Source organism: Pseudomonas sp. GW821-FHT01D09 (assembly GCF_059422465.1).
This window is the reverse complement of record NZ_JBWKWY010000014.1, coordinates 12050-35119: the sequence shown is the minus strand read 5'-3', so window position 1 is coordinate 35119 and position 23070 is coordinate 12050. Positions and strand designations below refer to the sequence as shown.

The following is a 23070-nucleotide window of genomic DNA, read 5'->3' as shown; positions in this document are numbered from 1 at the left end:
TCGCCGGCGGTTGACGCGAAGAGGGATACCCACATGGCAGCACCTGGCCTGAGCAAAGCGCCCAAGCTCAACGGCGCCCACCTGTCCAACCTGCATACGTTCCTGGTCGCCGCCCGCCACCTCAGCTTCGCCCGCGCCGCTGACGAGCTGTGCCTGACCGCCAGTGCGGTCAGCCACCGCATAGCGCGCCTGGAAGAGGAACTGTCGCTCAAGCTGTTCCATCGCTTGCCGCGCAAGGTCGACCTGACCGATGACGGCGAGCGGATTTTCAAGGTCATGCAGCACACCATGGACACCCTGTCCGAGGCTGTGCAGGAGCGTTCCGATACGCAGATCGAAGGCCAGCTGTGCTTCTACGCCAGGCCTTCCGTCGCGCAATGCTGGCTGGTGCCAAGGCTGGCCGATTTCACCGCCCGCTACCCCGGGATTCAACTGGATGTGCGGGTCGGCAACGAACCGATCGACTATCGCACCCGCCGTATCGACCTGGTGCTGTGCTACTCCAATGGCGAGCATCCGGGCCTGGAAAGTATCCGCCTGATGCCCGAGCGGATGGCCCCGGTGTGCAGCCCTCAATATGCCCAGGCCCATGGCTTGATCGGGCACCCGGAACGCCTGGCGCACTGCACGGTGCTGCACGATGTGGCGGCGTGGGACAACATTGCATTCGATGCAGAATGGCGTTTATGGCTGGATGCGGTGGGCGACCACAGCGAGCTGCCAAACCGCTTCATGACCTTTGACCGCTCCGACTTGAGCACCCTCGCGGCAATCAACCACGCGGGCGTCGCCATTGGCCGTGAGCAACTGGTACGCAAGCGCGTGCAGGATGGCGAGTTGGTGCTGCCGTTCGGTGAGTTCAGGGAGGCGGTGAACTATGGCTACTATCTGGTGCACCCCGCCCACGAAACCCTGCCCAGACGGCTCAAGGCGCTGATCGACTGGCTGACCGAGCAAGCCCTTTCATCCCAACGCCCCGCCTGATGACCTCACGCCACACTGCCCACCGTTCTACGCCCACCATGAATCACCCCATGCACCAACAGCCCCGCCACCAGCCCCCAGAACGCGCCGCCAATGCCCAGCAACGTGACATTGGCCGCCGTCGCCAAAAAGGTGATCAGCGCGGTTTCCCGGGTACGTGTATCGGCCATGGCATTGGCTAGGCTTGAACCGATGGCCCCGAGCAGCGCCAGGCCCGCCAGGGTGGTGATAAACGCGCGGGGCAGGACCATGAACAAGGTCGCCAGCGTCACGCCAAATACCCCGACCAGGATGTACAGCGCCCCACACACCAACCCGGCGATATAGCGTTTGGACGGATCCTGATGGGTATCGCGCCCGGTGCAGATCGCCGCCGTGATCGCCGCGATATTGAACGCATGGGCCCCGAACGGCGCCATCAGCAGCGACCCCAAACCGGTGACGGTGATGATCGGGTTGGCGCTGGTCTTGAACCCGTCGTTGCGCAGCACCAGCATGCCGGGGATGTATTGCCCGGTCAGGGTGATCACGAACAGCGGCAAGGCCACGCCAAAAAACGCCGCGATGGAAAAATGCGGCATTTCAAATACCGGTGCCGCCAGTTGCAGCTCCAAGCTGTGCAGGTCCAGCCGCTGTTGGGCGAGCAGCAAGCCCAGGCCAATCAACAGAATCCCGACCATCGCATACCGTGAAGTGAAACGGCGCAGCACCGCGTAGGACACCACCAGGGCAATCACCAGCAGCGGGTCCGCGCTGGCCCCACCAAACGCCGCCACGCCAAATTGCAGGAGAATCCCCGCCAGCAAACCCGCCGCAATGCCACCGGGGATCAGCCGCACCAAGCGCTCGAACGCACCGCTCAGGCCCAGCACGATAAAACCGATGGCGCACATCACATAGGCGCCGATCACTTCGGCATACGGTGTAAACGGCATGACCGTCGCCAGAAAGGCCACCCCCGGCGTCGACCACGCCGTGATGATCGGCTCGCGGTGGCGGTAGCTCAACCACGCGCCGGTCACGCCCACGCCGATACTCACCGACCAGACCCAGGACGCGGTTTGCGCCGCGCTCAGTTGCGCCAGGTGTGCGGCCTGGAACACCAGGACAAAAGTGCCGGCGTAATTGACGATGACCGAAATCAGCGCGCTGATGCTGGGGGACAGGTAGTCGGCGAGGCGCAGGCGTGGGGCGGGTCGGTTCATGGCGCATTCCTTGGGTTAAGGCCGCAAAGGCTACCAAGCACCGGACCGTCCTTTCAGTCCACTTCCCCACCTTGCACCAGACCACCCTTGAGGGCCTTGGCCAACTGTCGGCTGGCGCTGTCGATTTCACTGGGTGTCAGTGCCGAGAACCCCAGCAGCCAACCGCCCCTTGCCGGTGGTTGGGCATAGAGCCGCGTGAGACCTGGCAGTTGGATACCGACCCGCGCCGCCTGGCGAATCGTCTCCAGCTCCGACCATCCCTCATGCAGCACACAAGGCAACTGCAAGCCCCCGGGCGGCAAGCTGGCGGTGACCACATGGCTCAAGTGGCGCCCGACCGCCTCGGCCATGGCGTCACGTCGCTCGCCGTAGATTTTGCGCATGGCGCGTAGATGGCTGCCGAAATGCCCATCGCTCATAAAGCGCGCCAGGGTCAACTGGGTGATTTGCGGGGTGTGGCCGTCGAGGATGCTGCGGGCGTAAGTCATGGGCTTGACCAACTCCCGGGGCAGCACCATAAAGCCCATGCGCAAGCCGGGGTACAGGGATTTGCTGAAGGTGCCGAGGTACAACGTGCGCTGGTAGTTGTCCAGGCCCTGCACACAGGCGGTCGGCAGGCCTTCGTAGTGAAACTGGCTGTCGTAGTCGTCCTCGATGATCCAGCCTTGGCGCTGCGCGGCCCAGGCGATCAGGTCCAGGCGCCGCTCCAGCGCCAGGGTTGCGCCGCTGGGGTATTGATGGGACGGTGTGACATACACGGCGTTGGCGCCGCTGCGGTCGGCGCGCAAGGCGTCGATACACAGGCCCTTGGCGTCCACTGCCACCGGCACCACCTTGAGCTGGGCCATTTCAAACGCCTTGCGGGCGCCGAAGTAACCCGGGTCTTCCATCAAAATCGGCTGGCCTTCATCCACCAGCACCTGCGCGCACAAATACAGGGCCTGGCGCGTACTGGACAGCACCAGCACCTGATCCGGCGTGACCCGCGCACCGCGCTCCAGGTTCAGGTAGTCGGCGATGGCCTGGCGCAGGGGTTCGGCGCCTTGCGGGTCGCCGTGCAACAGCAGGTTCGGGCGATAATCCTTCAAGGCCTGGCGGTGCAGGCGCTCCCAGATGCCCACGGGAAAGGTGCGCGTTTCCGGCAACCCCGTGGCAAATGCCTTGACCACCTGCTGGTCGGTAACGCCGCCGCTGGCGAGGATCTGCGCGCCCCTGGCACTCAACGCCGAGGCCTGGTTCGTCACCACCGGCCGGCGCTTGCGCGCCCCCAGCAGGCTCGGCCCGATCTTCTCGGAGACGAAACTGCCCGAGCCTTCGCGCCGACACAGGTAACCGTCCAATTGCAGTTGGACGTAGGCCATTTCCACGGTATCCCGGGAGATGCCCAGTGACTTGCCCAGCGTGCGCGTGGCGGGCAAGCGGCTGCCGGGCGCGAGGATGCCCTCGAGGATCAACTGGCGCAGCACGCGCTGCACCCGGACCCGCAAATCCAGGGTGGCCAGCTTGGGGTCTGCCAGACGGATCTTCAGCGTGTCCAGTTCAAGGTTGTGGGTCATTGACTTGGCCAAGAGGGTAAAAACCATGCATCTTTGTGCGATGCCGCCGATATGTCCACGACCAATATCGGCGAGCGTTGTGGGCGGGCGCTACAGGGCCATGCGATATTCGATGCAGCCCGAGTCCTCGGCGATCCAGTTGTAGAGTTTCTGCGCGCGCTTATTGGTCTGCTGGGTATGCCAGTACAACCGTGCGCAGCCGTGGTATTGCGCATAGCGCTGGACCCATTCGATCAGCAGTTTGCCGGTGCCGCCGCCGCGCACCGTGGGGGCCACGTACAGGTCTTCGAGGTAGCAGAAGTCGGCGACCGCCCAGGTCGAGCGATGCAACAGCGCATGCACCAGCCCCACCAACTCATCGCCCTGCACCGCCACGGCACAGGCCATGACTTCATCGGCATCGAGCAAGCGGCTGAAGGCGGTGCGGGTGGTGGTCTCATCCAGGCTGACTTGATAAAAGTCCTGGTACGCCAGCCACAATTGCAGCCATTGCTCATAGTCTTCAGGTTGCACTGCCCTGACCACGATTGCCTGTGGATCGTTACTCATCGCGTTCTCCTATCGGGAACCCCAGGCCGGGATGGCTCGGGACAAGGCAATGGTAGGTTTCCCTGGCCGCGGCGAACCGACCACTTCGAGGCTACTTGGCAGGCCAATCCACAATAGGTTCTGCGTTCACAATTCGTTAAGGATTGCCTTCGTATACTCCAACACTGCCCCCTTGCCTCCGGTAACCCATCCCATGACCCGCCCTGCCCCACTGTTGCTGCTGCTTGCCGGTCTGCTGTTCTTCGTGGCCCTGGGCAATCATGCATTGCAAGGCTCTACCGAAGCCCGAGTGGCCGGGATTGCCATGGCTATGCACCTGGATAACGACTGGGTGGTGCCGCGCCTGTTCGGTGAGCCGTTCCTGGAAAAACCACCCCTGAGCCTGTGGCTGGATGCCGGGGCGATTCGCCTGTTTGGCGCCAGCACCGGCGTGGTACGCCTGGCCTCGGCGTTTGCCGGGTTGTTCAGTGTGATGCTGCTGTACGCCATGCTGCGTCGGTTCGGGCGGCCCAAGCCCCTGGCGTTTTGCGCGGCGTTAATGCTAGCGACCATGGCCAGTTACTGGAGCAATGTGCGCGGCGTGGGCGAGGACGCGTTGCTCAGCCTCGGCGTGACCCTGGCGCTGCTGGCGTTCTACCAGGCCACCCGGCCCGAGGCGCAACACACCTCCAACATGGGCAGCTGGATGTTGTTTAGCGCCGGGATGGCGATCGCCACCTTGAGCAAAGGCGTGCTGGGCCTGGCGATGCCGGGCATTGTGATTTTTGCCTACCTGGCCGGCACCAGCCTGTTGGACAAGCGTGTGCGGCCTGGCCAATGGCTGCGCCCGGGCGTGTTCACTTTAGTGGCATTGGTGCCTTTATGTATCTGGCTGTTTTTTTTGTATCAGCGCGGTGGGATGCAAGCGGTCGGTGAGGTGTTATGGACCAACAGTGTCGGACGTTTCAGCGGCTCCTTCGTCGAAGCCGGGCATTACGAGCCGATCTACTACTACCTGGCCAAACTGCCCGAGGCCTTTTTGCCGTGGAATATCCTGGTGTACCTGGGCCTGTGGCACTTTCGCAAACGCCTGGCGAGCAATCGTTACCTGCTGTTTTTCAGCCTGTGGCTGGTGGCGCAATTTACCCTGCTGACCTTCGCGTCGAGCAAGCGCACGGTCTACCTGATGTCGCTGACACCGGCGGCGGCCATCCTGGCCACCGAGTATGGAGCCGTCCTGCTCGGGCGCCTGAGCGAACGCCTGCGCCGCCGCCTGATTGCCGGCGTGTTTACCCTGGTGATCGCCTGCTACCTGGGCGCCGCGATCTGGTATGCCCCCAAGGCCGACCGCCGTGAATCCTTCGTGCCCCTGACCAACCAGGTCCAGGCACTGCAAGCCCAAGGCCACACGGTGGTGCTCTACCAACCCAATGAGCGCGTGGCGGGCGCCACGGTGTTCTACACCATGCGCAACCTGCCGATCCTGCAATCGCCAGCGCAACTGCGCGCCTATCTCGATGCCAAGCCGGGCAACGTGGCGCTGCTGGACCGCATCGAAGAACTGCCGACCCCGGTCACCCCCCTCCAGAAAATCACTGTGGGCAGCCGCCCCTACTACTTTGTCGAACAGTAAGGCCTACCAGAGCGCCAGGTCGTACGTCAGGTAGACCCGGTAGTTATCGCGGTCACTGGCATAAGTGGAGCGGTAGGTGGCCTTGCGCAACTCCACGCCCAGGCCTTTGAGGGTACTGTCCTGGATCACGTAGCGCAGGTGGGTGTCGGACTCCCACTCGCGCGCTTCGCGGCCCTTGAAGTCGCCGTTCTGGCCCTTGTAGTAACGGGTCATGAAGCTCAGGCCCGGCAGCACGGCGGCGAAGTCATAGTCATAGCGCAGCATCCAGGTTTGCTCACCGGCCTGGATAAACTTGCCGACCCCGGCGTTGCTGAACGAGTACACCGTCGACACGCTGGCATAGGGCAACGCGGTGTCGCCGCTGACTTTCTGGTAGCCCACGCCCAATGCCTGCGGCCCCAGGCGATAGGTGAACAGGCCGCTGAACATGTCGCTGTCGACCTTGCCGTTGCGTGCCTCGCCAGCTTCATTGCTGATGAAGTAGCGCAAGTCACTGGTCAGGCTGCCCGGGCCCAGCGGCTGTTTATGCACCAGGCCGAGGAATTGCTGGCGATAGAACTCGCGCATTTCCCCGTAGTACCAAGTGCCACTGAGCGTAGGCGTGAAGGCATAGGTGGCGCCGGCAAAATCAAAGTCGCTGCCCTTTCTGCCGCTGTAGCCCTGTGGATAAATATCCACGCTGTCGGTGGAGTTGCGCTGCTTGAATTGATCCAGATGCCCGCTGTGCAGGTACAGGTTGCGGATGCCGCTGTATTCGACCTGGGTGCCGCGAAACGTCTGGGGCAGCAGGCGCCCGTCGTTGTGCACCAGCACCGGGATCTTGGGCAACAGGGTGCCGGTTTTCACCACGGCCGCGCCGATGCGCATTTTTGCGGTCACGCCAAGGCTGGAAAACTCATTGGCGGCGCGCCCATCGTCGTGGACCGGCAACAGGCCGGTGCCCGCATGGGTGCGGCTGGAATCGAGCTTGATCCCCGACAGCCCCAGGGCATCCAGGCCAAAGCCTACGGTGCCTGCGGTGTAGCCTGACTGCAGGTTGAGCAGAAAGCCTTGCGCCCACTCCTTGCGGTCCTCGCCACCGTCGCGATAACCGTCGTTGAAATAGTAATTGCGCAGGGTCAGCTTGCCCTGGGAATCCTCCCAGAACCCCTGGGCCATCAGCGATGGCGACAGACTCGCCAGCAAGCCGGCGGTGACCGCGCCGCCCCTCGTGAAACGCTCACGCATACCTGTTTCCTCAATGCCGTATTGTCGATTTTTATGGGCAGTTGCGCCGTGTGCCAGGCTGGACGCCAGGTCACATTGGGGCGGACACTAACGGCTTGCCGAACGCCCCACAACGTTATGCGAGAAGCGCATGACGCTATGCGCAAAGCCGCCCTTCGACAGGAAACCCACGGTGAACCTCAAGCAACTCGAAGCCTTCAAGGCGATCATGTCCACCGGCTCGACCATCGGCGCGGCCACGCGCATGGGCCTGTCGCAGTCTGCGGTCAGCCGCCTGTTGAGCCAGTTGGAGGACGCCCTGGGATTTGCCCTGTTCCTGCGCAAAAAGGGTCGTTTGATGGCCACGCCAGAGGCCGAGGAATTGCTCACCGAAGTCGCCGGCCTGGTGGACGGCATGCAGCGTATCCAGCGCCTGGCGGATGAGATGCGCGTCGGCCGCTCGCGCAAGAGCCTGCTCAAGGTCGGCGTGCCCACCAGCATGACCCAGCAATTGTTGCCGCGTATTGTTGCGGACTTTCTCAAGGACCATGAAGACATCGTGGTCGAGTTGCTGACCGGCTCCTACGACATGATCGAGCGCGCCGTGCTGGACCGCACAGCCGACCTGGGTTTTGTGCGCCTGCCCACCGAGATTCCCGACTTCGATATCGAGCCGGTGCTGCACACCGAAGGCGTGTGCGTGATGCCGGCCGACCACCCATTGAGCCGCCACGCGTTCATCGAGGTGCAGCATCTGCGCGATATGCCCCTGGTGATGTTGGGCCGGCAACGGGCGGTGCGTACCGAGCTGAACCAGATGTTCCGCGCCGCCAACCTGACACCCCAGGTGCGGGTCGAAGTGCACTCGGTGGGCGCCGCCTGCAGCTTTGTCGCCGAAGGCCTGGGGGTGTCGATCGTCAATGGCTTGCTGGCCAGCCACTTCATGCACCTGCCGATTGTCAGCCGGCCGTTTCGCCCGGCGCTGCCCTATACATTTGGCCTGGCGTTTCGGGCCGATGAACCACGCTCGCAGTTGGTAACGGCCTTTGCCGAGCACCTCAAGCAGCGGCTGAATCTCATCGAAAAAACCCCATAACCCCACACCGACTGCGTAAAACGCATACCCCAACCCGCCCCATGCATAACGTTGTGGGCCTGCGCGCTTTGCCCTAGTGTCCGCCCAACCAAGCGTCACTACCCACAACAATAACAGCGCACACACCCCGCCCAGACGGGGTCGCGCCGGGGCCGCCAGTATGACCGAACCGCAGATCCTCCGTACCCCACCGCCCACCGAGGCGGCCGCAGACAAACCCGTGCAACGCAAGCAAATCAACCCGGCGATTATTCTGCTGAGCATCGTCCTGCTCGCCGTGGCGTTCACCTATGCAGTGAACGCCGGCAAGTTCCAGCGCCACAATGGCCTGGTGGTGCCAGGCTCGTATCAGGTGCTGGAAAAACAGGACGCCCTCAGCCAGCTGTTCTCCCTGGAACCACGCAAGGCCGGCGACACCATGGCCCGCCCGGTATCGTTGGTGGAAGGCTTCATGGCCATTCCCCAGGGCATCGAAAAGCGTGCGGCGCTGATTTTCATGGTGCTGTTCATCGGCGGCATGTTCGGCGTGCTGAACAAGGCCGGGGTCATCGACGCCGGGCTGGAGCGCCTGCTGGGCCTGACGCGCGGCAATATCTACGTGCTGGTGCCGAGCCTGATGCTGGTGTTTTCCGCCGGCAGTACCTTTATGGGGCTGGCCAAGGAATTCATCCTGATCGTGCCGTTGATGGTGGCCATGGCCAATCGCCTGGGGCTGTCGAACCTGATTGGCCTGGCCATCGTCACCATCTCGGTGAAGATCGGCTACCTGGCGTCCATCTCCAACCCGGTGGCCTTGTCCGTGGCCCAGCCGATGGTCGGCCTGCCAATCTTCAGTGGCTTGAGCATGCGCGTCGCGGCCTATTGCACCTTCCTGCTGGTGGGCATCGCGTTTGTGTTGTGGAGCATTCGCAGGCACGGCTTTGATGCCAGCGCGCAGATCGCCTTTGAAAGCAAGCCCCTGCCGATTCGCCACCTGCTGAACCTGCTGGTGCTGGGCGGCGGGATCGGTTTTTTGGTGTATGCCTCCAACCGCTGGGGCTGGAAATACCATGAGCTGTCGGCGTTCTACCTGCTGCTGACCGTGGCCTTCGCCGTGATCGCCGGGCTGGCCGCCAGCACCGCCGCCAGCGCGTTTGTCGATGGCATGAAAAAGGTCCTGATCGCCGGCGTCTTGATCGGCCTGGCGACCGCCGTGGAAATCATCCTCAGCACGGGCCAGGTTTTGGACACCATCGTCAACAGCCTGGCCAACCTGGTGGGCGACCACGGGCCGGTGGTCTCGGCCTACGGCATGTTCTTCGCGCAGCTGGGGCTGGATGTGCTGATCCCGTCCACCTCCGGCCAGGCCGCGGTGACCATGCCGATATTCGGGCCGCTGGGCCAGTTGTCCGGGGTCAGCCCGCAAACCACCGTGTTTGCCTTTTTGATGGGCAACGGCCTGACCAACATGATCACCCCGACCTCCAGCGGCCTGCTGGTGCTGCTGGCCACCGCCAACGTCGGCTGGGGCCAGTGGGCGCGCTATATCCTGCCGCTGTTCCTGATCTATGCGGTGCTGGCGATGGTGCTGTTGGCGATTGCCGTGCACACCGGATATTGAGTCGATGAGTGTTTTACCTATGCAAACCCTGCACAACCAGATGATCGCCATGCGCGATGGCATCCACCTGGCCACCGATATCTACCTGCCGGACGGCGCAGGACCGTTTCCGGTGGTGATCGAGCGGACGCCCTATGACAAGTGCAAACCGTCGCGCTCGGAAAAACAGCTCGACGGCCAGCACATCTCCCGCGAGCAAATGGCGGCGCGTTTTACCGCCCGGGGGTTTGTCGCGATCTTCCAGGATTGCCGCGGGCGCTACGCCTCCGAAGGGCTGTTCACCAAGTACACCGCCGAGGGTGAAGACGGTTTCGACACCCTGGCCTGGATCGTCCGCCAGCCGTGGTGCAATGGCAGGATCGGCAGCATGGGCCTGTCTTACGCGGCCCATACCCAACTGGCGATGGCCTGCCTGCATCCGCCGGGCCTGAGCAGCATGGTGCTCGACAGCGGCGGCTTCGCCAACGCCTACCAGTGCGGGATTCGCCAGGGCGGCGCGTTTGAACTCAAGCAGGCCACCTGGGCGTTTCGCCAGGCCAAGGAAAGCCCGGCCGCCCTGGCCGACCCGCAGGTGCGCCAGGCGCTGGAAGCGGAAGATCTGCACGCATGGTTCCGCCGTATGCCCTGGCAGGCGGGTCAGTCGCCATTGCGCCATGTGCCCGAGTACGAAGCCTATCTGCTGGAGCAGTGGGCCCAGGGCACCTTCGGCCCCTACTGGCAGAAACCCGGGATTTATGCCGAAGGGCATTACGGGCGCTTGCCGGATATTCCCGTGTTGTTCATGTCCAGTTGGTACGACGCTTATGTCAGTTCGACCCTGGCCAACTACGCGGCCTTTAACCAGGCCAGCCGCGCACCGCAACAGTTGATCATGGGGCCGTGGTTGCACGGTGACCGCAATATCAGCCATAGCGGCGATGTGGAGTTCGGCGCTCAGGCCGCGTTTGACGGCCAGGTGGCCGAGGATTGGTTGAGTTGCCGCCTGCACTGGTTCGAGCAATCCCTCAAGCCCGGGATGCCGCCACCGCAGGCCCAGGTGAAGGTGTTCCTGATGGGCGGCGGCAGCGGCTTGCCGGATGAAAAGGGGCGCCTGCAACATGGCGGGCGCTGGTTGCAGGCCGAGCACTGGCCACTGCCCGGCACCCAGGCGCTGACCTTGTACCTGGATAAGCAACGGCAATTGACCGAGGTTGCACCCAGCACTGACGAGGCCGTCTTGGGTTACTACGCCGACCCGGCCAACCCGGTGCCGACCGTGGGCGGGGCCTTGACGTCCGGCGCGCCGATCTTTGTCGGCGGGGCCTTCGACCAGCGCGAACGCGCAGATTTTTTTGGCAGCCGTGGTGACAATCGGCCCTTGTGCGAGCGTGACGATGTGCTGAGTTTCCAGACCGCGCCCCTGGCGGCCGACCTGATTGTCGCCGGGGCGGTGCAGATCGAGTTGTGGATCGACAGCGACGCACCGGACACCGATTTCACCGCCAAGCTGGTGGACGTCTACCCACCGAGTGCCGCCTACCCGGAAGGCTTTGCGATGAACATCACCGATGGCATCCGCCGCTGCCGTTATCGCGACGCTTGGGAGCAGCCCACACCGCTGACGCCCGGCCAGCGGGTGAAGGTGACTATTGAGCCCTTTGCCACCTGCAACCTGTTCAAGCAGGGCCATCGCCTGCGTCTGGACATATCCAGTAGCAACTTCCCACGCTTCGACGTCAACCCCAACAGCGGCGAAGCCGAGGGCCAGGCCAGGCACCCGCGCATCGCGCACAATCGTCTGCACATGAGCCGGGAGGCGGCGTCGTGCCTGGTCCTGAGCATCCTGCCCACAAGCTGACCCCCACCGCCCAGTGGCGAGCGGGCTTGCACGCTCGCCACTGGGCGCCAGCGGTTGAAAGCAACCACTCATCCACGAAGCCTGCCTTGATTAAAAAACCGTTTCAGCTCTCGCCCTGCCTGCCGATACCCCCTGACTCTCCATCGGCTGGGCGATCTTCCAGCAACTGATGTACACGCAATCTGTTCCTGGAGGAATTCGATGAATACATGGTTTGGCAACATCAGCGTCAACTTGAAACTGGGCCTGGGCTTCGGCCTGGTCCTGGTGCTCACCTCGATCCTTGCGCTCACTGGCTGGACCAGCCTCGGCGGCCTGATCGACCGCAGCAACTGGATGAGCGATATCACCCAGCTCAATGCTTCGCTGACCAAACTGCGGATCGTGCGCCTGCAATACATGCTCGCCAATGGCGACGAAACCGTGGCAGAGAATGTCCAGGCCACCCTCGACAGTTTTGCTGCGCAGCAGCAACAGTTGATCAACAGCTTCAAGAGCCCGGAAAACCTCAAGCTGCTCAACGAACAGAAAGCCATCATCACCGCTTACCAGCAGTCATTGAACAAAATGCGCGAGGCCTACCGTAACGGCAACGCGGCACGTCAAACCATGGGCGAGCGCGCCGACGCCGCCGGCCTGGTGATTGCGGCCCTGGACCACAGCGTACGCCAGATGCCTGAAAGCAGTGAGCGCTTCGCCCAGTACGAAGCGGTCAACCATGCCAAGGAAGAGTTCCAGGTGGCCCGCTATGAAGTGCGCGGCTACACCGGCAACGTCAACCCGGACACCGAGGCCCGTGCGGCGGCGCAAATCGAATCGGCGATCAATGGCCTCAAAGGCTTGAAGAACGTGTTCGGCGAGTCCCAGCAAACCGAGCTGACCGCCCTGGAAAACGCCCTGGGCGCCTACCGCAATGCACTGCAGGTGTATAAAACGGCCAACGCCAATATCGTCCTCGCCCGCCAGGAAATGACCGTGCAGGGCGCCGATATCGTGTCACGCAGCGAAGCGCTGTATGACATCCAGCTGCAACGTCGCGACGCCGAAAGCGTCCGGGCCCGCAGCCTGCAACTGATCAGCACGGTGCTGGCGTTGTTGGTGGGCATTATCGCCGCGCTGGTCATCACCCGGCAGATCACCCGCCCCCTGCAGGAAACCCTGGCGGTGGTCGAGCGTATCGCCTCTGGCGACCTGAGCCACAACATCCAGGTGACCCGCCACGATGAACTGGGCGTGCTGCAACAAGGCATCCAGCGCATGGGCAGCACCTTGCGCGAGCTGATTAGCGGTATCCGCGACGGCGTCACGCAGATCGCCAGCGCCGCCGAAGAGCTGTCGGCCGTGACCGAACAGACCAGCGCCGGGGTCAACAGCCAGAAGATCGAGACCGATCAAGTGGCCACCGCCATGCATGAGATGACGGCCACTGTGCAGGAAGTGGCGCGTAACGCCGAACAGGCCTCCCAGGCCGCATCGGCCGCCGATGGCCAGGCCCGCGAGGGCGACAAGGTGGTGGCCGAAGCCATCGCCCAGATCGAACGTCTGGCCGACGAAGTGGCGCGCTCTACCGACGCCATGGCGCACCTGCAACAAGAGAGCAACAAGATCGGCAGTGTGATGGACGTGATCAAGGCCGTGGCCGAACAAACCAACCTGCTGGCGCTCAACGCCGCCATCGAAGCCGCACGCGCCGGTGAAGCCGGGCGCGGGTTTGCCGTGGTCGCCGATGAGGTGCGTGGCCTGGCCCAGCGCACGCAGAAATCCACCGAGGAAATCGAAGGCCTGGTTGCCGGCTTGCAGAACGGTACCCAGCAGGTGGCCACTGTGATGAACAACAGCCGCAGCCTGACCGACAGCAGCGTCGAACTGACCCGCAAGGCCGGCGTCTCCCTGGAGAACATCACCCGCACAGTGTCGAACATCCAGTCGATGAACCAACAGATCGCCGCCGCTGCCGAACAGCAAAGCGCCGTGGCCGAAGAAATCAGCCGCAGCATCGTCAATGTGCGTGATGTCTCGGAGCAGACGGCCACAGCCAGCGACGAGACCGCCAAGTCCAGTGTCGAACTGGCACGACTGGGCAGCCAGTTGCAGCAGATGGTCAGCCATTTCCGGGTCTGAACAAAAAGCCGCCCCGGCCAAAACCGGGGCGGCTCCGCTTCTCAGGCCTTAACGGTCATCGAAGCTGTCTCGCAGGAATTTCCAGACGTGATAGACACGCAGGCAATTCACGACGAGGTCCCACGTACGTCGTGCAAACTTGGACATACTCAGCCCTCCTAGAGTTGGGCCTTACCTCCAGCACACTTACCGGAACACGTGAGCCTTTGGACGCGAGTCGATCGCTCCTCTTGAGGTGGCCAGGCTAATGGTCCTTCCGCATGAATCCGGCACGGATTACTAGCCCGTGGCGGCCGGTCCGGAATTCGCCCGCGTACCCGACTCACTCAAAAGCGACAAACGCAGAACGGGGAAGATCCTAACCAACATCTCGGCCAAAGGTGTGACCAACAGTGGTCAAACATCCAGTATTTGACGGTAGATTTATTGCAGCCTTTTGCAGCCAGATTTGACGCGAGAAAACCTTCAGAGACGATCATCGCTCAATCTTGCAGACCGATATGAACAGCGCTAATATCCCTGCGAGTCGATTGCTCCTTTTGAGATAGCAACCCTAGCTACTAACTGGGATTGCAATAAAAAACCGCCCACCAAGGCGGTTTTTTATTGCCTGCGATTTGTCGATCCGGCCTCGCCTTCTTCGCAATTCCAAGCAAACAGCAAAAAGCCGCCCCGGCCAAAACCGGGGCGGCTCCGCTTCTCAGGCCTTAACGGTCATCGAAGCTGTCTCGCAGGAATTTCCAGACGTGATAGACACGCAGGCAATTCACAACGAGGTCCCACGTACGTCGTGCAAACTTGGACATACTCAGCCCTCCAAAAGTTGGGCCTTACCTCCAGCACACTTACCGGAACACGTGAGCCTTTGGACGCAGGTCGGTTACGTCTCTTGAGGTGGCCGGGCTAATGGTCCTTCCGCATGAATCCGGCACGGATTACTAGCCCGTGGCGGCCGGTCCGGAATTCGCGTGCGTGCCCGACGCCCCCAAAAACGACAAACGCAGAACGGGGAAGATCCTAACCAAAACTTCGGCCCAAGGTGTGACCAACAGTGGTCAAACATCCAGTATTTGATAGGTGATTTATTGCAGTTTTTTGCAGCCTGATTTGATGCGAAAAAAGCTTTAGAAACGATCGGGGCCAATCATCGTTGAACCTTGCAAACCGATATGACCAACGTTAGTATTTCCCGGCAGGTCGATTGCGTCTCTTGAGGCCGCAACCCCAGCCACTAACTGGGATTGCAATAAAAAACCGCCCACCAAGGCGGTTTTTTATTGCCTGCGATTTGTCGATCCAACCTCGCCTTCTTCGCAATTCCAAGCAAACAGCAAAAAGCCGCCCCGGCCGAAACCGGGGCGGCTCCGCTTCTCAGGCCTTAACGGTCATCGAAGCTGTCTCGCAGGAATTTCCAGACGTGATAGACACGCAGGCAATTCACAACGAGGTCCCACGTACGTCGTGCAAACTTGGACATACTCAGCCCTCCTAGAGTTGGGCCTTACCTCCAGCACACTTACCGGAACACGTGAGCCTTTGGACGCTAGTCAGTGCTCCTGTGAGGCGGCGGGGTTGATGGTCCTCCTGCATGAATCCGGCACGGATTACCAGCCCGTGGCAGTCGGTCCAAAATGTGCGCGCGAACCCAGCCAACCTACTTCACGGCGAACGCAAAACGAGGGCGATATTAGCTCAGCACCTCACGCCAAGGTGTGACAAACAGCGGCGGATCCCCCTGCAAAGTTGTTGCTGTTTTTTGCGTTTGCCAGTAACAAAAACTGGCACGGACGAGAGTGGCGAACGTTTCTCGTCAGGTCTTGCATAAAGCCATAAAGCGGCAGTAGTATCGCCAACACGTCAGTGCTTCCTGTGAGCGCGCAACCCCAGCCACTAACGGGGATTGCAATAAAAAACTGCCCTACCAAGGCGGTTTTTTATTGCCTGCGATTTGTCGATCAGCCTTCGCCCTCCTCGACAAACACCAGCCGATTACCAAACGGGTCCTTGATGCTCATCTCCCGTGAGCCCCAGGGTGTTTCCTCGACTCCAGGCTTGGCGAAGCGATAATTCTTGGCCTGCAATTGCTGCTGGAACGCATCCACCCCCGGCGCCTGAATCCGTACCGCCGCGCCTGGCGAGGCGTCGCCATGGTGCTCGGATAAATGCAGCACGCACTCGCCCAGGGACACTTGCAGATACAACGGGAAATCCGCCTCGAACCGGTGCTGCCAATCGACCTTGAACCCCAGGAAATCGACGTAGAATTCCAGCGCCTTGGCCTCGTCGAAAATCCGCAGGATGGGCGTGACTGTTCCTAACTGCATAAGACTCTCCAACTCCAGAAAACGTCCTGTCAATGCACCACCCTACCCCAAGCGCTTGGCAGTTTTGCACTCAAGAATGGGGAATCTTGGTAATCCGCGCGTTCGACAGGTCATCATTGGACAGATGTACTTCATCGAACTTGTAGGAATTTGCCGCAAACTCATCCAGACGGCCCTCCTTGCGCAGACGCTCAAGGGTGCCTGGCGCCACGCACTGACGGGCTTCGACGAACTGGGGGTTGGCCTCGATATTTTCATTGAAGGACACAGCAGGAATGCCGCGGCTATCGATTTCGTACAGATTATAATCGCCGCCGAACTCCGTATCGCCAAAGTGCATGGCCGCCGCCTTGGAGCGGGAAGCCACCACCACATTGCCGTCCATCATTTTTTCGGGACCGGAAAAGAAATTGGAATCCCTGAAACCAATATTTTCCGGATTCCCCCGGCGCTCCACGCGCTCTGCCTTTTCGACGCGGTACAGCTTGGGCAGGTCAGTGCGCTCGATCATGCCCCGACTGTTGAAATAACCACCGGCAGGCAGGGTGACACGGTCCTTGAAGGGGTTGGTCTTGATGATATTATCCTCATAAGGCTCGTAATCCCCGGATGACGTGGCATCCGAAGCCACGGAAGGCGGCGACTGCTCATCCTCCGACAGTTCACCTTCCGACTCATCAAGCCTTGGCCTTTTGGGGTTGGGTGATTCCACGATCTCATAGCTGGGCTGCACCGGGGGCCGCTTGGCGCCCGGCTGCAAGTAAATCTCCATGGACGGATCCCATAGCGGATTCAGTTTCCCCCCCTGCGGCTCTGGCAAACGGGGGGGAGCGGTCGGGCTCATCACGACCCCGATTTTCCCGTTCACCCGTCGGTAATTGAAAAAGGGTTTATTGCCGGATGCGCTTGCGGCCTCACCCGCCGCTGGCTGCGGGACCGTTTCAAGAGGTGCCTCGCCGGTAGATGACCCTGACTTGCCCAAGGCATGGAAGAACGCCATGGTCGCCACGTCCATCGCGGCGGCGTGCAGGCCGTTCTTGCGCTCGGCCTGGGTATCGCCTTCGACCGCCTGGTCGATCTCCAACCCCACCTGCGCGCCATACGACGCCGCCCCAATCGCGATTCCAATCGGCCCGAGCAGGGCCATCGGAATCGAAAATACGGCGTTGCCCGCCTGCAACATACCCAGGGCATCGTCTTTATATACCTCGGCATTGGACTTCATTTCGGTGTCTGCATCGTTGTTGATGCGCTGGCGGGTCTGGCTGGCCATATAGGAAAACACGTCGCCACCGATAGGGTAATTCAGGGTGTTGATATGGCTGTCGTTGGCCGCCATGTTCCCGGTGCTTATTTTTTTCAGGGTGCTGTCCACCCCGTTGCTACTCAGGGCACCGAAGATGCCCTGCTGACGATCACGCAGGGAAAAATGCTCCTCCAGCGCCGTGGCCTTCGCCGGGTCCTTGCTCTGCTCAAGCACCCATTGATCCACCGCCGCGCGGTCCTTGAACGACAACAGGGAGGGGGTGTTCCCGGGGATATACAAGGTTTCACCGCCGTCCGAGGCCACAAACCGCAAAATATTGTTGGAGCTGTAGCCATTGATATCAAAACACAGCACCTTGGTATCCTGGGCTGGCGTGGCTTCTGCCTGCAATTGCGCCTTCGACACCGGCCCTTCGAGCGGCACGTTGGGCGCCGCCGCTTGCATGACACTGGCATACGCCTGAGGGCTCAAGCCCTGGCTGGGATCCTTTTGGTTGAGGTCCCGGGCAGCGCGAGCCTCGATGACAAACTGTTTTTTCGCCAATGTGCGCCACTCGCTGCCGTTCTGGGTCCAGAAGTCGTCCAGCTTGGCGATCACCTTCTTCTGCAGGTCACCCTCGCGCACCACATCCAACAACTCGCTGGGTTTCAGGCGCAGTTGATTGTCAGCGTTATAGCTGCCCTTTTGCGGGCCATCCAGATAGAGGCCGTAGACCGAATCCAGATCACGCCAGGCCTCCTTGGCATTGGGTACATCTTCATGAAACTTTGAATAGATGTAGCCAGGCCCGGTCCGATCAAGAATGAACAGGCCCAGGCGCTTGAAAAAGTCCGGGACACTTTCACTGTCAAGCAACGAGAACGGGCTTTTGTTCGAGGAAATGAAATGCGCGACCGCCTGGGCCTTACCGGCGGTGCCATAGCGCTCTGCCGAAAAGAAATCGCTGGCGACGGCCTCGGTGAGGGTCATGGAGGATTCGGGCGGCCCGCTATGCTCCCAGCCCGTCACCGCGCTGGTGTTGTGCGTGCTGTTGGCGGATGAGAATTTATGCAGGTAAACCTTGTCTGGATCGATCCATTGATGGGTCAGGTTCCAGACTTTTTCCTGGATCCAGCCTTTGATCGTATCGCGGGGGAACGGAAAGGTTTCCAGCCCATTGTCGCCTGGCAAATCTGCCTCGTCCGTGCGTTTTCCGTCGGTCGCAGTGGCAGTGAAGATGGACGGGTTACCGAAACGACTGACGCTATCATATTGATTGTGCATACAGGATCTCCGTAAAAAGTCCTGCCTATCTTTAGATAGCCCCCCCACACCCACAACCCGTTTTTTGTAAGCCATCATTGACCACAATCTGACACATCTGGCGTCGTATAGCGCCAAATCACTGTAGGACAAAACCCGTCCGCAAATCACCACTACGCGCCAGGAAACGCCCTGCCCGCTGACCGTTCGCCCGAGCGTCGCAGTAGCTCAACACACCATTGACCCACACCCCTTCAATGCCCTCGGCGGCACGTTGCGGGTCCTTGAAGTCCGCCACATCCCTTACCCGCAACGGGTCGAACAGCACCAGGTCGGCCCAGTGCCCCTCGCGGATTTCGCCACGCCCGGCCAGGCCAAAGCGCGCGGCCGACAAGCCGGTCATTTTGTATACAGCTGTGTGCAGCGGGAAAAGTCCCAGGTCGCGGCTGAAATGTCCGAGTACCCGCGGGAATGCACCCCACAAGCGTGGATGGGGGAACGGGTCTTCCGGCAAGCCATCGGAGCCCACCATCGACAGCGGATGGGCGAGGATGCGTTGTACATCGGCCTCATCCATGCCGTAGTACACCGCCCCCGCCGGTTGCAGGCGGCGGGCAGCGTCCATCAGGGACACGCCCCACTCGGCGGCAATCTCCTGCAAGTCCCGCCCACCCATTTGCGGGTGCGGCGTCGACCAGGTGATGGTGATGCGAAAGGCATCGGTGACTTGCTTGAGGTCCAGGGTCGAGGAACTGGCGGCATAGGGATAACAATCGCAGCCCACCGGATGGTTCTTCGCCGCCTGTTCCAGGGACGCCAGCAGTTGCGGGCTGCGCCCCCAGTTGCCCGCGCCGGCACATTTGAGGTGGGAGATGATCACCGGTGCCCTGGCATGGCGGCCGATCAGGAACGCCTCGTCCATGGCCTCCAGCACCGGCTCGAATTCACTGCGCAGATGGGTGGTGTACAGCGCGCCGAACGCCGTCAGTTCTTCACTCAGTTGCAGCACTTCGTCGGTGTCGGCGTTGAACGCGCTGGCGTAGGCCAGGCCTGTGGATAAGCCGAGGGCGCCCGCTTCGAGGCTTTCCTGCAACTGCTCGCGCATCGCCGCGATTTCGGTGGCGGTGGCGGTGCGGTGCAGGTCGTCCATATGGTTGCTGCGTAAAGCGGTATGGCCAATCAATGCCGCAACATTGAGGGCCGGCTGAGCGTTTTCCACTGCCGCGCGGTAATCGAGAAAACGCGGATAGGCAAACGCCTCGGCCTTGCCCAGCAGGTTCATCGGGTCCGGCGGATCGCCGCGCAGGCTGACCGGCGCGGCGCTGATGCCGCAGTTGCCGACGATCACCGTGGTCACGCCCTGGCTGAGCTTGGGCAACATCTGCGGCTGGCGGATCACCACCGTGTCGTCGTGGGTGTGCACGTCGATAAAACCCGGCGCCAGTACCCGGCCACTGGCCTCGATTTCATGCTCGCCCTGGGCGGCCGACAAGTCGCCGATCGTCTCGATCCGCCCGTCGCGCAGCCCCACGTCGGCGATATACCCCGGTGTGTTACTGCCATCAATGATCAGCGCCTGGCGAATCAGCGTGTGGTACTTCATCTCAATCTCCAAGCGGCAGGCTGTCAGGGCCGCCGCGATAGTCGTCCAGGGCCAGCTTGATCCGGCGCAGGCGTTCCTGGTTGTCGTCCGGCATGGCCAAGGCCAGTTCGGTGGCGAGTACATCGATGGCCAGCAGCATGCCGTAGCGTGCCGCCGTGGGTTTATAGATAAAACTGGTTTCGGCCGGTTGCAGCGGCAGCAACACGTCGGCCAACTGCGCCAGCGGCGAGTCGGCCAGGGTGATGGCGATAATCGGTGCGCCATAGTTGCGGGCCAGTTCCACCACGCCCAGCAGCTCGGGGGTCAGGCCGGTGAGGGAGCAGACAAGCAGTGCGTGTTCGGCGCTCAATGTGGCGGCGGTGACCCGCATCATCACCGGGTCATGGCAGGCGGCAATCGGGTAGCCCAGGCGTACCAGGCGCACCTGCAACTCGGCGCTGCACAGGCTCGATGGGCCGCCCATGCCAAAGGCGTGGATCATCCGCGCCTTGCCCAGCAGGTTCACCGCATCGACAAAAGCGGCCTGGTTGAAGCCCGACAGGTGCTGGCGCAAGGTTGCTTCGATATCGCCGAGGATCTGCCGATGAAACGCCGACTGCTCGGGCAACCCCGCAGGATCCAGGAAACGACTGCCCACGCCGCTGGCCTGGGCCAATTGCAGGCGCAGGTCGCGCAAGTCGCGGCAACCGACGCTGCGAGCGAACCGCGACAAGGTGGCGGTGCTGACCTCGGCGCGCAGGGACAGCGCTTCCAGGCTGGCGGATGCGGCAAAGCCCACATCCTCAAGCATCAGCCGGGCGATACGTCCTTCACCAGCGCTGAAGGAATCCTGGCGGGCGCGGATCTGGTAGAGGATGTCCATGGAGTCTCCGGGTTACAGGATGCAAGACAGACCATAAGTAAGACCGAATGCGACCAGGGAAATCAGGGTTTCCAGCACGGTCCAGGTCTTGAAGGTCTGGATCACCGTCATATTGAAGTATTCCTTGATCAGCCAGAAGCCGCCGTCGTTGACGTGGGAAAAGATCACCGAGCCGGCACCGGTTGCCAGCACCAGCAATTCCGGGTGTGGATAACCCAGGCCCAGGGCCACCGGCGCGACAACGCCCGACGCGGTGGTCATGGCCACGGTGGCCGAGCCGGTGGCCACGCGCATCAGCGCGGCAAACAGCCAGCCCATCACCAGCGGCGACAGGTTGAAGGCATTGGCCATGCCGAGGATTTCATGGGTCACGCCGGCATCCACCAGGATCCGGTTCAAGCCGCCGCCCGCCCCCACCAGCAGGGTGATGCTGGCAGTCGGCGCCAGGCACTCGTTGGTGAACTTGAGGATCGACTCGCGGTTGAAGCCCTGGGCCAGGCCCAGGGTCCAGAAACTCATCAGGGTCGCCACCAGCAAGGCGATCACCGAGTTACCGATAAACAACAGGAACTGGTTGAAGCCGCTGCCGGGCGTGGAAATCAGGTTGGCCCAACCGCCGATCATCATCAGCACCACCGGCAACAGGATGGTGCCCATGGTCAGGCTGAAGCTCGGCAGGCGGGTGCGTGGCTCGCGCTCGATGAACTGGCGTTCCAGCGGGTTTTCGGCGGGCAGATGGATGCGTGGCACGATGAACTTGGCGTACACCGGGCCGGCGATAATCGCGGTGGGGATGCCGATCAAAATCGCATACAACACGGTTTGCCCGACCGAGGCGTTATACGCCAGCACGGCCATCATCGCCGCCGGGTGCGGCGGCACCAGGGCATGCACCACCGACAGGCCGGCGACCATCGGCAGGCCGACCATCAGGATCGACACGCCCACGCGCCGGGCCACGGTAAAGGCAATGGGCACCAGCAACACAAACCCGACCTCGAAAAACAGCGGCAGCCCCACCAGGAAGGCAATGCACACCATGGCCCAGTGGGCATTGCGCTCGCCAAAGCGGTTGATCAAGGTGCGCGCCACCTGCTCGGCGCCGCCGGACTCGGCCATCATCTTGCCGAGCATGGTGCCCAGGGCCACCACCAGCGCGATATGCCCCAGGGTCTTGCCGACCCCCGCCTCGTAGGACCCCATGATCGTATCCGCCGGCATCCCGGCCAGCAGCGCCAGGCCGATGGACACCAGGGTGATGACGATAAACGGGTTGATCCGATAACGTGCAATCAGCACGATCAATGCAATGATGGCAATGGCAGCGTATGCCAACAGCCAGACGCCCGGTGATGCGGCCATGCGGTACTCCTCGGAAAGGGTCACGTCGAATTGGTTGTGAAACTCATAAATCATTACCGAGGAATATTTTCAAACTTTATGAAAGTAATTTTCGCCCACGGATAAGCGCTGTCGCTTTGGGACATGCCCGCAGACCCGGGATGTAAATCGGGGGATCGTTCTTACATGCAAGCAGGGCTAAGTGCGAGAAACTCGACTGCCACTGTCCGGTCTCAGATTGCACACCGCATCATCTTCAGGAAGCCCGTCATGAATCGTAGAATCGTTGCCCTCAGCGCGTTATTGCTGGCCTTGTCCGGCACCGCAACGGCCGCTGGCAGCAGCCCGGCCCTGCAACAGTGCCTGGACGCCGCCAACACCACCGCCGCGATGCTCGGCTGCAATGCCCAGGAAACCAAGGTGCAGGACAAGCGCCTGAACACGGCCTATAAGACCGCACTGCAAGCCCAGCAAGGCCCGCGCAGGCAGCAACTGCAGGATGTACAGCGCCTGTGGATCAAATACCGCGATGCCAATTGCGCGTTTGCCGGCTCCGCGACCGGCGGCAATATTGATCAGGTCAACGGCTCCGGCTGTGTGCTGGACATGACCCAGACCCGCGCCGAGGAACTGGAAAACCTCGTCGGCCCATAACCCCCTCCCAA

Annotated in this window: 16 protein-coding genes and 1 pseudogene; 8 read left to right on the top strand and 9 right to left on the bottom strand. The window is 61.8% G+C overall.

Annotation, left to right across the window (positions count from 1 at the left end):
- Positions 1-33: 33 nt before the first annotated feature.
- Entirely contained in the window at positions 34-984 is a 951-nt protein-coding gene (gene dsdC / locus AC07W7_RS14560) for a DNA-binding transcriptional regulator DsdC (RefSeq protein WP_495039564.1), read from the top strand.
- 5 nt (positions 985-989) lie between these two features.
- Here dsdC and AC07W7_RS14555 read toward each other — a convergent pair whose 3' ends face one another.
- The 3 genes from AC07W7_RS14555 to AC07W7_RS14545 form a co-directional block, all read right to left on the bottom strand.
- Entirely contained in the window at positions 990-2189 is a 1200-nt protein-coding gene (locus tag AC07W7_RS14555; RefSeq protein WP_495039563.1) for a benzoate/H(+) symporter BenE family transporter, read from the bottom strand.
- A gap of 53 nt (positions 2190-2242) precedes the next feature.
- A complete protein-coding gene (gene pdxR, locus AC07W7_RS14550) occupies positions 2243-3745 on the bottom strand; it encodes a MocR-like pyridoxine biosynthesis transcription factor PdxR (protein WP_495039599.1) in 1503 nt (500 codons plus the stop codon).
- Between the two features lie 90 nt (positions 3746-3835).
- Complete coding sequence (locus AC07W7_RS14545) at positions 3836-4294, bottom strand: GNAT family N-acetyltransferase (RefSeq protein ID WP_495039562.1); 459 nt, start codon at positions 4292-4294, stop codon at positions 3836-3838.
- Positions 4295-4487: 193 nt separating this feature from the next.
- Between AC07W7_RS14545 and AC07W7_RS14540 the strand changes: the two genes are divergently transcribed.
- Positions 4488-5906 carry an ArnT family glycosyltransferase gene (locus AC07W7_RS14540; RefSeq protein ID WP_495039561.1) on the top strand — a complete coding sequence of 473 codons (1419 nt, stop codon included), beginning with the start codon at positions 4488-4490 and terminating at the stop codon, positions 5904-5906.
- Between the two features lie 3 nt (positions 5907-5909).
- Here the strand turns inward: AC07W7_RS14540 and AC07W7_RS14535 are convergent, their stop codons facing one another.
- Positions 5910-7133, bottom strand: coding sequence for an OprD family porin (locus AC07W7_RS14535; protein ID WP_099169819.1), 1224 nt, complete (start codon positions 7131-7133; stop codon positions 5910-5912).
- A gap of 172 nt (positions 7134-7305) precedes the next feature.
- Here AC07W7_RS14535 and AC07W7_RS14530 point away from each other — a divergent pair, with 172 nt between their 5' ends.
- From AC07W7_RS14530 to AC07W7_RS14510, 5 genes and pseudogenes are all read left to right on the top strand, one after another.
- Positions 7306-8208, top strand: a complete 903-nt coding sequence (locus AC07W7_RS14530; RefSeq protein WP_495039560.1) for a LysR family transcriptional regulator — start codon at positions 7306-7308, stop codon at positions 8206-8208.
- Between the two features lie 160 nt (positions 8209-8368).
- Complete coding sequence (locus tag AC07W7_RS14525) at positions 8369-9808, top strand: YfcC family protein (protein WP_495039559.1); 1440 nt, start codon at positions 8369-8371, stop codon at positions 9806-9808.
- A gap of 19 nt (positions 9809-9827) precedes the next feature.
- A complete protein-coding gene (locus AC07W7_RS14520) occupies positions 9828-11645 on the top strand; it encodes a CocE/NonD family hydrolase (protein ID WP_495039598.1) in 1818 nt (605 codons plus the stop codon).
- Positions 11646-11846: 201 nt separating this feature from the next.
- A pseudogene (locus AC07W7_RS14515) lies at positions 11847-12911 on the top strand (methyl-accepting chemotaxis protein); the annotation flags it as partial.
- A complete protein-coding gene (locus AC07W7_RS14510; protein ID WP_373562149.1) occupies positions 12903-13766 on the top strand; it encodes a methyl-accepting chemotaxis protein in 864 nt (287 codons plus the stop codon). The pseudogene AC07W7_RS14515 and the gene AC07W7_RS14510, both read left to right, overlap by 9 nt.
- Positions 13767-15721: 1955 nt before the next feature.
- Here the strand turns inward: AC07W7_RS14510 and AC07W7_RS14505 are convergent.
- The 5 genes from AC07W7_RS14505 to AC07W7_RS14485 form a co-directional block, all read right to left on the bottom strand.
- The gene (locus tag AC07W7_RS14505) at positions 15722-16090 is read right to left on the bottom strand and encodes a glyoxalase superfamily protein (protein ID WP_495039558.1); all 369 of its coding nucleotides are present in this window, start codon (positions 16088-16090) and stop codon (positions 15722-15724) included.
- A 70-nt stretch (positions 16091-16160) separates the two neighbouring features.
- Complete coding sequence (locus tag AC07W7_RS14500; protein ID WP_495039557.1) at positions 16161-18698, bottom strand: dermonecrotic toxin domain-containing protein; 2538 nt, start codon at positions 18696-18698, stop codon at positions 16161-16163.
- 40 nt (positions 18699-18738) lie between these two features.
- A complete protein-coding gene (locus AC07W7_RS14495) occupies positions 18739-20202 on the bottom strand; it encodes an N-acyl-D-amino-acid deacylase family protein (RefSeq protein WP_495039556.1) in 1464 nt (487 codons plus the stop codon).
- Between the two features lies 1 nt (position 20203).
- Positions 20204-21064, bottom strand: a complete 861-nt coding sequence (locus tag AC07W7_RS14490) for a MurR/RpiR family transcriptional regulator (protein WP_495039555.1) — start codon at positions 21062-21064, stop codon at positions 20204-20206.
- Positions 21065-21076: 12 nt separating this feature from the next.
- The gene (locus tag AC07W7_RS14485; protein ID WP_076962695.1) at positions 21077-22480 is read right to left on the bottom strand and encodes a GntT/GntP/DsdX family permease; all 1404 of its coding nucleotides are present in this window, start codon (positions 22478-22480) and stop codon (positions 21077-21079) included.
- A 195-nt stretch (positions 22481-22675) separates the two neighbouring features.
- Between AC07W7_RS14485 and AC07W7_RS14480 the strand changes: the two genes are divergently transcribed.
- On the top strand, positions 22676-23059 hold the full coding sequence (locus AC07W7_RS14480; protein ID WP_495039554.1) for a lysozyme inhibitor LprI family protein: 384 nt from the start codon (positions 22676-22678) through the stop codon (positions 23057-23059).
- Positions 23060-23070 lie beyond the last annotated feature (11 nt).